This is a genomic window from Streptomyces sp. NPDC056452, assembly GCF_042796085.1.
Classification (GTDB): domain Bacteria; phylum Actinomycetota; class Actinomycetes; order Streptomycetales; family Streptomycetaceae; genus Streptomyces.
The window spans coordinates 1-7,819 of the sequence record NZ_JBHTRI010000067.1 but is presented as its reverse complement, the minus strand read 5'-3'; the positions used below and the strand labels follow the sequence as shown (position 1 = coordinate 7,819).

General features: G+C 69.0%; 7 protein-coding genes. 4 read left to right on the top strand and 3 right to left on the bottom strand.

The features are described from left to right. Window positions 1–52: 52 nt before the first annotated feature. Both ACFQ6X_RS34915 and ACFQ6X_RS34910 read right to left on the bottom strand, forming a co-directional pair. The gene (locus tag ACFQ6X_RS34915) at window positions 53–1,522 is read right to left on the bottom strand and encodes a hypothetical protein (RefSeq protein ID WP_383187934.1); all 1,470 of its coding nucleotides are present in this window, start codon (window positions 1,520–1,522) and stop codon (window positions 53–55) included. 140 nt (window positions 1,523–1,662) lie between these two features. Further along, window positions 1,663–1,860 (bottom strand): hypothetical protein, encoded by a 198-nt coding sequence (locus ACFQ6X_RS34910; protein WP_383187931.1) that lies wholly within the window; start codon window positions 1,858–1,860, stop codon window positions 1,663–1,665. A 159-nt stretch (window positions 1,861–2,019) separates the two neighbouring features. On the opposite strand from ACFQ6X_RS34910, the gene ACFQ6X_RS34905 reads away from it, so the two are divergent. Then, on the top strand, window positions 2,020–2,994 hold the full coding sequence (locus tag ACFQ6X_RS34905) for a carbohydrate kinase family protein (RefSeq protein ID WP_383187928.1): 975 nt from the start codon (window positions 2,020–2,022) through the stop codon (window positions 2,992–2,994). A 7-nt stretch (window positions 2,995–3,001) separates the two neighbouring features. On the opposite strand, the gene ACFQ6X_RS34900 is transcribed toward ACFQ6X_RS34905, so the two are convergent. After that, the gene (locus ACFQ6X_RS34900) at window positions 3,002–4,384 is read right to left on the bottom strand and encodes a cysteine desulfurase/sulfurtransferase TusA family protein (protein ID WP_383187925.1); all 1,383 of its coding nucleotides are present in this window, start codon (window positions 4,382–4,384) and stop codon (window positions 3,002–3,004) included. Window positions 4,385–4,655: 271 nt separating this feature from the next. On the opposite strand from ACFQ6X_RS34900, the gene coxB reads away from it, so the two are divergent. Genes coxB through ACFQ6X_RS34885 form a run of 3 tightly spaced genes read left to right on the top strand, consistent with a single transcriptional unit; the run spans window position 4,656 to window position 7,752 of the window. After that, on the top strand, window positions 4,656–5,624 hold the full coding sequence (gene coxB / locus ACFQ6X_RS34895; RefSeq protein ID WP_329211880.1) for a cytochrome c oxidase subunit II: 969 nt from the start codon (window positions 4,656–4,658) through the stop codon (window positions 5,622–5,624). Beyond that, a complete protein-coding gene (gene ctaD, locus ACFQ6X_RS34890; RefSeq protein WP_383187923.1) occupies window positions 5,621–7,357 on the top strand; it encodes a cytochrome c oxidase subunit I in 1,737 nt (578 codons plus the stop codon). The genes coxB and ctaD overlap by 4 nt, the downstream gene beginning before the upstream one ends. Beyond that, window positions 7,354–7,752: a cytochrome c oxidase subunit 4 gene (locus tag ACFQ6X_RS34885; RefSeq protein WP_356413766.1), complete on the top strand. Its 399-nt coding sequence runs from the start codon at window positions 7,354–7,356 to the stop codon at window positions 7,750–7,752. The genes ctaD and ACFQ6X_RS34885 overlap by 4 nt, the downstream gene beginning before the upstream one ends. Window positions 7,753–7,819: the final 67 nt, after the last annotated feature.

Sequence of the window (7,819 nt, the reverse complement as noted above, 5' to 3'; positions counted from 1 at the left end):
CTCCCGGACTCCGGGAGCGCCGCCGCTGTCGTCCGTGTGCGTGCGGTGCGGCTCAGGTGCGCGGCACCGTCGCGCCCGACGCGTCGAGCACCTTCCGGCCGTCGAGCGGCTCGTCCAGGGTCACCGTCCGGGTCAGTTCCTTGGCGATCATGATGCAGGCCTTCCCGGGCTCCGGCTTCGACTCCGTGACGGTCACCCGGACCGTGGACCCGCTCTCCTTGGCGTGGGCCGCGTACGTGCTGCAGACGCCGCCCCAGAACGTCACGTCCAGTGTCCGCCCGTCGGCGCTGTACGAGATGATCTGGCGCCCGCTGCCGGTCGCCTCTCCCGGGTCCGTCCCCGGGTCCTTCGTGGGCTCGGGAGCCGGCTCCGTGCCGTCCTTCTCCGCCAGGTAGTCCGGGTCCACGGCGACCTGGGTGACGGTGCTCCCCGGGCCGCCCGCCTCGGGCCGTACGGAGAAGAGCCACGACGGGACGAGCGTCTGCTCCCCGTCCACGTACTGCGCCGCGAGTCCCAGGACGGCCTTGTCGACCGTCACGGTGGTGGCCACCGGCGCCCCGCTCCGCGAAGCGCAGCCGGTCTTCGGCGAGGACGGGTCGCCCTCCAGCGGTACGGGCGTCGCGCAGCCGCCGACGGACGGCTTCGCGTTCTGCCGGCCCTCCGCGTTCAGCTGCTTCAGCGCCTCGTCCGCGCTGATCACCGGGTAGGTATCGCCCTTCGTCAGGCCCTTCACCTGCCCGCTGCCGCCGACGACCTCGCCCCCGGCGCCCACCTGGATCCCGGTGGACCAGCCGTAGGTCGGCAGCCCGCCGACCACCGGATCGGCATTCACCACCCGTACGGAGCCCATCACCTGGCGCGCGTCGAGTGCGGCATCGTCCTGCCCCACGGCCTTGAGCACCGGAACAGCCGCCGCCTTGGCGGCCTTCTCGCTCACCGGCGAGCCGGTGCCGGGCCCCGGCGCGGTGTCCTTCGAGCAGACCGTCACCGACTCGCACGCGTCGGGGCCGCCGGAGCCGTACCGGGCGAAGGTCCAGGTGCCCGGGGCCTGCTTGGTGACCCGCAGGATCGGGCCCGACCCGTCCCCGTCGACGCCCACCTTCCAGGAAGTGCCTTCGGCGCGTGGCGTTCCCTGCACCCCGAGGGCCTTCGCCAGGCGTGCCACCTCTGCCGAGGTCACCGTCCCCGTCGCGCGGTGGACGGCGGCCTTGTCCGGGCCGTCGGGCAGATCTCCCGAGGCGCGGTAGACGGTCCCGCTGCCATGGGGATCCGGCTCGCCCGGCGCGATGCCCTGCGGAGGGGCCGACGGGCTGTCCGCCGACGCGTCCAGGGAGAGCAGGGGAGGAGAGCCGTCACCGGCGGCGGGGCTGGTCGCGTCCCCGCCGTCGCCCGCAGCGGTCGAGGCCCAGTACGCACCGCCGCCGCCGGCGATCAGCACAGCTGCCGCCACCGAGGCCACCGCGAGCGGTGAACGTCGCCGCCGGGGGCCGGTCACGTCATTCTCGGGTTGCTCGGTGCTCACCGGATCGCTCCTTCGACTGCATAGCCGCCACTGGCTCAACGCCTGTCCCCCGAGTGGGGACAACGGTGGGACGGAGCAGGGGAGCGTGCGGTTCCACCGCGGTGCGCGGGGGAGCCGCCCCTACCGGACTCGTGCCCCGGTCAGTCCCCGTACTCGGACATGGCGTCGATCAGACGGGCCGAGGACGGCGGCACCGTGACTCCGTGAATCAAGGACGGTGTCACCGGCTCGGTGGCAGTCTTCACGGGTACGACCCAGTGGGGCGCCATCCGCGCGCAGTCACCTCGCAGCTCGGCCAGGCTCATCTCGGACTCACGCGAAACGATGTTGTTCGACATATCCGCACCGTACGCACGGTGGAGCTCAGGTAGAAAGACCTACTATCGGGTAGTTTTCCCCTTCGGGTCCGGTGGCGCCACCGGGTAGCGTGAACTGTCATGCCGTCCCGGAGGGCGCGCTCACGCGTCCCCTTCGACTTCCGCAGGAGCAGCCTCCCCGTGCGCATTGCAGTCACCGGCTCCATCGCCACCGACCACCTGATGACCTTCCCCGGCCGATTCGCCGACCAGCTCGTCGCGGACCAGCTGCACACGGTCTCCCTCTCCTTCCTGGTCGACAACCTCGACGTGCGCCGCGGAGGTGTCGGCGCCAACATCGCCTTCGGCATGGGCATGCTCGGCGCCCGGCCGATCCTGGTCGGCGCCGCCGGGGCCGACTTCGACGAGTACCGTGCCTGGCTCGACCGGCACGGCGTCGACACCGACTCGGTCCGGATCTCCGAGGTCCTGCACACGGCCCGCTTCGTCTGCACGACGGACGCCGACCACAACCAGATCGGCTCCTTCTACACCGGCGCGATGAGTGAGGCGCGGCTGATCGAGCTGAAGAGTGTCGCCGACCGCGTCGGCGGCCTCGACCTCGTCTCCATCGGCGCCGACGACCCCGAGGCGATGCTCCGCCACACGGAGGAGTGCCGCGCGCGGAGCATCCCGTTCGCCGCGGACTTCTCGCAGCAGATCGCCCGGATGGACGGCGACGACATCCGGATCCTCCTCGACGGCGCCACGTACCTCTTCTCCAACGAGTACGAGAAGGGGCTCATCGAGTCCAAGACCGGCTGGAGCGACGAGGAGATCCTCTCCAGGGTCGGCCACCGCGTCACCACCCTCGGCGCCCGCGGCGTCCGCATCGAGCAGGCCGGTCAGGACCCGATCGAGGTGGGCTGCGCCGAGGAGGAGCGGAAGGCAGACCCCACCGGCGTCGGCGACGCCTTCCGGGCCGGATTCCTCTCCGGCCTCGCGTGGGGCGTGGGCCTGGAGCGGGCCGCCCAGGTCGGCTGCATGCTCGCGACCCTGGTCATCGAGACGGTCGGCACCCAGGAGTACACCCTGCGCCGTACCCACTTCATGGACCGCTTCACCAAGGCGTACGGCGACGAGGCCGCCACCGAGGTCCGGGCGCACCTCTCCTAGGACGGGCTCACAGGAGCCGGCGGACCACGAAGGCCGAACCCCGGTCCGCCGGCTCCTCACCCACGTACTCCTGCTCGCGCATCTCGCACCAGGCGGGAATGTCGAGCCGGGCGGCCTCGTCGTCGGCGAGGACCGTCACCGTGCCGCCCACGGGTACCTCTCCGATCACCTTTGCGAGCTCGATCACCGGAATCGGGCAGCGCCTGCCGAGCGCGTCGACGACGAGCGAGGCCTGCGGGGCGGGGGAGGGGGCCGCCGCGACGGGGGCTCCGAGCTTCTCCCGTACTCCCGCCACCAGACCCGGAAGCACCTCGAGGAACCGGTCGACCTCGGCGTCGGTGGTCCCGGAGGGGAGCGACACGCGGATGTTCCCCTCGGTGAGCACCCCCATGGCCTTGAGGACATGGCTGGGAGTCAGGGTGCTGCTCGTGCAGGACGAACCGGATGAAACAGAGAATTCCGCCCGGTCCAGCTCATGCAGCAGGGTCTCTCCATCGACATAGAGACAGGAGAAGGTGACCAGATGCGGCAGCCGCCGCACCGGATCGCCGACCACCTCCACATCGGGCACCACGCCGGCCACCGTGGTGCGGATACGGTCCACCAGGGCCCGCAGCCGTACGGACTCGGCCGCCGCCTCGGCGCGCACCGCACGCAGCGAGGCCGCCGCGGCCACGATCGCCGGGATGTTCTCGAAACCCGCGGCGCGGCCCGACTCCCTTTCGTCGGCGGGGCCTTGGGAGGCGAACCGGACGCCCTTGCGGACGGCGAGCAGGCCGACCCCCGCGGGTCCGCCCCACTTGTGGGCACTGGCGGTCAGCAGCGACCAGCCGCCGGGCACCGGCCCCCACGCCAGCGACTGCGCGGCGTCCACCAGCAGGGGCACGCCCGCGGCGGCGCAGATCTCGGCGGTCCCGGCCACCGGCTGCACGGTCCCCACCTCGTGGTTGGCCGACTGCAGGCAGGCCAGCGCCGTGTCCGCCCGCAGTGCCCGGCCGTACGCCGACGGGTCCACCGCACCGGCCCGGTCAACCGGAACCTCGGTGAACGACCCGCCCGCCGCCTCCAGCGCCGCGGCCGCGTGCAGCACCGACGAGTGCTCCACGGCGGAGACCACCAGATGGCGGCCGACACGCCGACGGCCGTGGAGCGCCCCGGCCACCCCGGAGTGCACCGCCCGGGTACCCGAGGAGGTGAAGACGAGCTCGTCCGGCCTGCATCCGACCGCCTCGGCCGCGGCCTCCCGGGCCGCGTCCAGCAGCAGTCCGGCCCGCCGCCCCTCGCGGTACAGGCGGGCGGGATCGGCCCAGCCCTCGTCCAGCGAGGCAAGCAGCGCCTGGCGGGCGACGGGGTGCAGGGGAGCGGAGGAGGCGGTATCGAAGTAGGACACACCGCCACGCTAGCCCGCACCGGCGCCCACCTGGGGGCGGGTGGCCGTCCGAGCCGGGAGAGGGAGCGTCAGATGACCGCCGGAGGCCCGGATTCCACCCCTTCGGGGAGTCGGGCGGCGCGTTGGGCACCCTCCCCGCGCGACCCCAAATAGCGTCCAGTAGGGTTTGGTCCGCATAAACATCCAAACCCCTGCCCGCGTCAGGGCCGGCGACCGACCAAGTGAGACGGGCGCGCCGACCGTGCGGGCGAGACTCTCGGGAAGGCGCTACGTGAGTCCCAACGGCTCCGACCGCTTGTCGCGGCGCCCGATGCGGCGGAAGCTGCCGCAGGTGCTGACTGCGGGCCTGGTCCTGGCGACGGCCTCCGGTTGTTCATACAACTGGGAGGATTTCCCACGCCTCGGTATGCCCACCCCGGTAACGGAAGAGGCCCCGATCATCCTGTCCCTCTGGCAGGGCTCGTGGGCGGCAGCGCTCGCCACGGGTGTCCTCGTCTGGGGGCTGATCATCTGGAGCGTCATCTTCCACCGGCGTAGCCGGACCAAGGTGGAGGTACCCCAGCAGACCAGGTACAACATGCCCATCGAGGCGTTGTACACAGTGGTACCCCTCATCATCGTCTCGGTGTTCTTCTACTTCACCGCACGCGATGAATCGAAGCTCCTCGAGCTCACACCGAAGCCCGCCCACACCATCAACGTGGTCGGCTACCAGTGGAGCTGGGGCTTCAACTACATCGAGAACGTGGAGGGCTCGCCCTCCACGGGCGGCGAGATCCCGAAGGAACTCGATGCCATCCCCGACAAGTACCGCAAGGACTTCCCCGCGGACGCCGGCGGCGTCTACGACGTGGGCATCCCCGGTACGAGGAACCCGCAGACCGGCAACCCGGGTCCGACCCTGTGGCTGCCGAAGGGCGAGAAGGTCCGCTTCGTCCTGACTTCGCGTGACGTCATCCACTCCTTCTGGGTGGTGCCGTTCCTCATGAAGCAGGACGTCATCCCGGGCCACACGAACTCCTTCGAGGTGACTCCGAACAAGGAGGGCACCTACATGGGCAAGTGCGCCGAGCTCTGCGGCGTCGACCACTCCCGGATGCTCTTCAACGTCAAGATCGTCTCTCCGGAGCGTTACCAGCAGCACCTCAAGGAGCTGGCGGAGAAGGGTCAGACGGGCTACGTGCCGGCAGGCATCGAGCAGACGGACCCGGCCAGGAATGCGGAGACGAACAAACTGTGAGCATCCTCAATGAATCCCAGGGTGCCGCGGCAGCAGACGACTCGTTCGAGGACGAGCTGCCGGTACGGCGCAAGCAGCCGGGGAGTGTCGTCGTCAAGTGGATGACCACCACTGACCACAAGACCATCGGCACGATGTACCTGATCACGTCGTTCGCCTTCTTCTGCATCGGTGGCCTGCTGGCGCTCTTCATGCGCGCCGAGCTGGCCAGGCCGGGCACGCAGATCATGTCGAACGAGCAGTTCAACCAGGCGTTCACGATGCACGGCACGATCATGCTGCTGATGTTCGCGACGCCGCTGTTCGCAGGGTTCGCGAACTGGATCATGCCGCTGCAGATCGGCGCGCCCGATGTGGCGTTCCCGCGGCTGAACATGTTCGCGTACTGGCTGTACCTCTTCGGCTCGATCATCGCGGTGGCCGGCTTCCTCACCCCGCAGGGTGCGGCCGACTTCGGCTGGTTCGCCTATGCCCCGCTTTCGGACGCGGTCCGCTCGCCCGGTATCGGCGCCGACATGTGGATCATGGGTCTGGCCTTCTCCGGCTTCGGCACGATCCTCGGCTCGGTCAACTTCATCACCACGATCATCTGCATGCGCGCCCCCGGCATGACGATGTTCCGCATGCCGATCTTCACCTGGAACGTCCTGCTGACCGGTGTTCTGGTCCTGCTGGCCTTCCCGGTCCTGGCCGCCGCGCTCTTCGCGCTGGAGGTGGACCGTAAATTCGGTGCGCATATCTTCGACGCGGCCAATGGCGGCGCATTGCTCTGGCAGCACCTCTTCTGGTTCTTCGGCCATCCAGAGGTGTACATCATCGCCCTGCCGTTCTTCGGAATCGTTTCCGAGATCATTCCGGTGTTCAGCCGGAAGCCGATGTTCGGCTACATCGGTCTCATCGCGGCGACCATCTCCATCGCGGGCCTCTCGGTCACGGTGTGGGCGCACCACATGTACGTCACGGGCGGTGTGCTGTTGCCGTTCTTCTCGTTCATGACATTCCTCATCGCGGTACCGACCGGTGTGAAGTTCTTCAACTGGATCGGCACGATGTGGAAGGGGTCGTTGTCCTTCGAGACACCGATGCTCTGGTCCGTCGGCTTCCTGATCACCTTCGCCTTCGGTGGTCTGACCGGCGTGATCCTGGCCTCGCCGCCCCTGGACTTCCACGTCTCCGACTCGTACTTCGTCGTGGCGCACTTCCACTACGTCGTCTTCGGCACCGTGGTCTTCGCGATGTTCGCCGGATTCCACTTCTGGTGGCCGAAGTTCACCGGCAAGATGCTGGACGAGCGGCTCGGGAAGATGACCTTCTGGACGCTGTTCGTGGGCTTCCACGGCACGTTCCTGGTGCAGCACTGGCTCGGCGCGGAAGGTATGCCCCGTCGTTACGCGGACTACCTCGCGGCGGACGGCTTCACCGCGCTGAACACGATCTCGACGATCTCGTCCTTCGTGCTCGGCCTGTCGATGCTGCCGTTCTTCTACAACGTGTGGAAGACCGCGAAGTACGGCAAGAAGATCGAGGTCGACGACCCGTGGGGCTACGGCCGTTCGCTCGAATGGGCGACGTCCTGCCCGCCCCCGCGGCACAACTTCCTCACGCTGCCGCGGATCCGTTCCGAATCCCCGGCGTTCGACCTGCACCACCCGGAGATCGCGGCGCTCGAGCTGCTGGAGCACCACTCCGACGGTGACAAGGTCCTCGTCGGCGGCAAGGAGGCCGGCAAGTGAAGATCCAGGGCAAGCTGTTCATCTGGCTGAGCGTCTTCATGCTGGCCATGGCCATCACGTACGGCGTCTGGTCCAAGGAGCCGGTGGGTACCACCGCGCTCGTCCTGTCCTTCGGCCTGACCATCATGATCGGCTTCTATCTGGCCTTCACGGCCAACAGGGTCGACAAGATGGCCCAGGACAACAAGGAAGCCGATGTCGCGGACGAAGCCGGTGAAGTGGGCTTCTTCTCCCCGCACAGCTGGCAGCCGCTCTCGCTGGCCATCGGTGGCGCCCTTCTCTTCCTGGGCGTCGTCTTCGGCTGGTGGCTGGCCTACTTCTCGGCCCCGCTGCTGCTGATCGGCCTCTTCGGCTGGGTCTTCGAGTACTACCGCGGTGAGAACCGCACCCAGTGAGACCACGCCGTCCGTAGGACCCGTTGCACCCTTACGGGGGCCCGCCCCGCTCAGTAATGAGCGGGGC

Bases quoted from the DNA above. Each gene is read 5' to 3' on its own strand.
- ACFQ6X_RS34910 (WP_383187931.1), bottom strand. From the start codon at position 1,860: ATGTCGAACAACATCGTTTCGCGTGAGTCCGAGATGAGCCTGGCCGAG.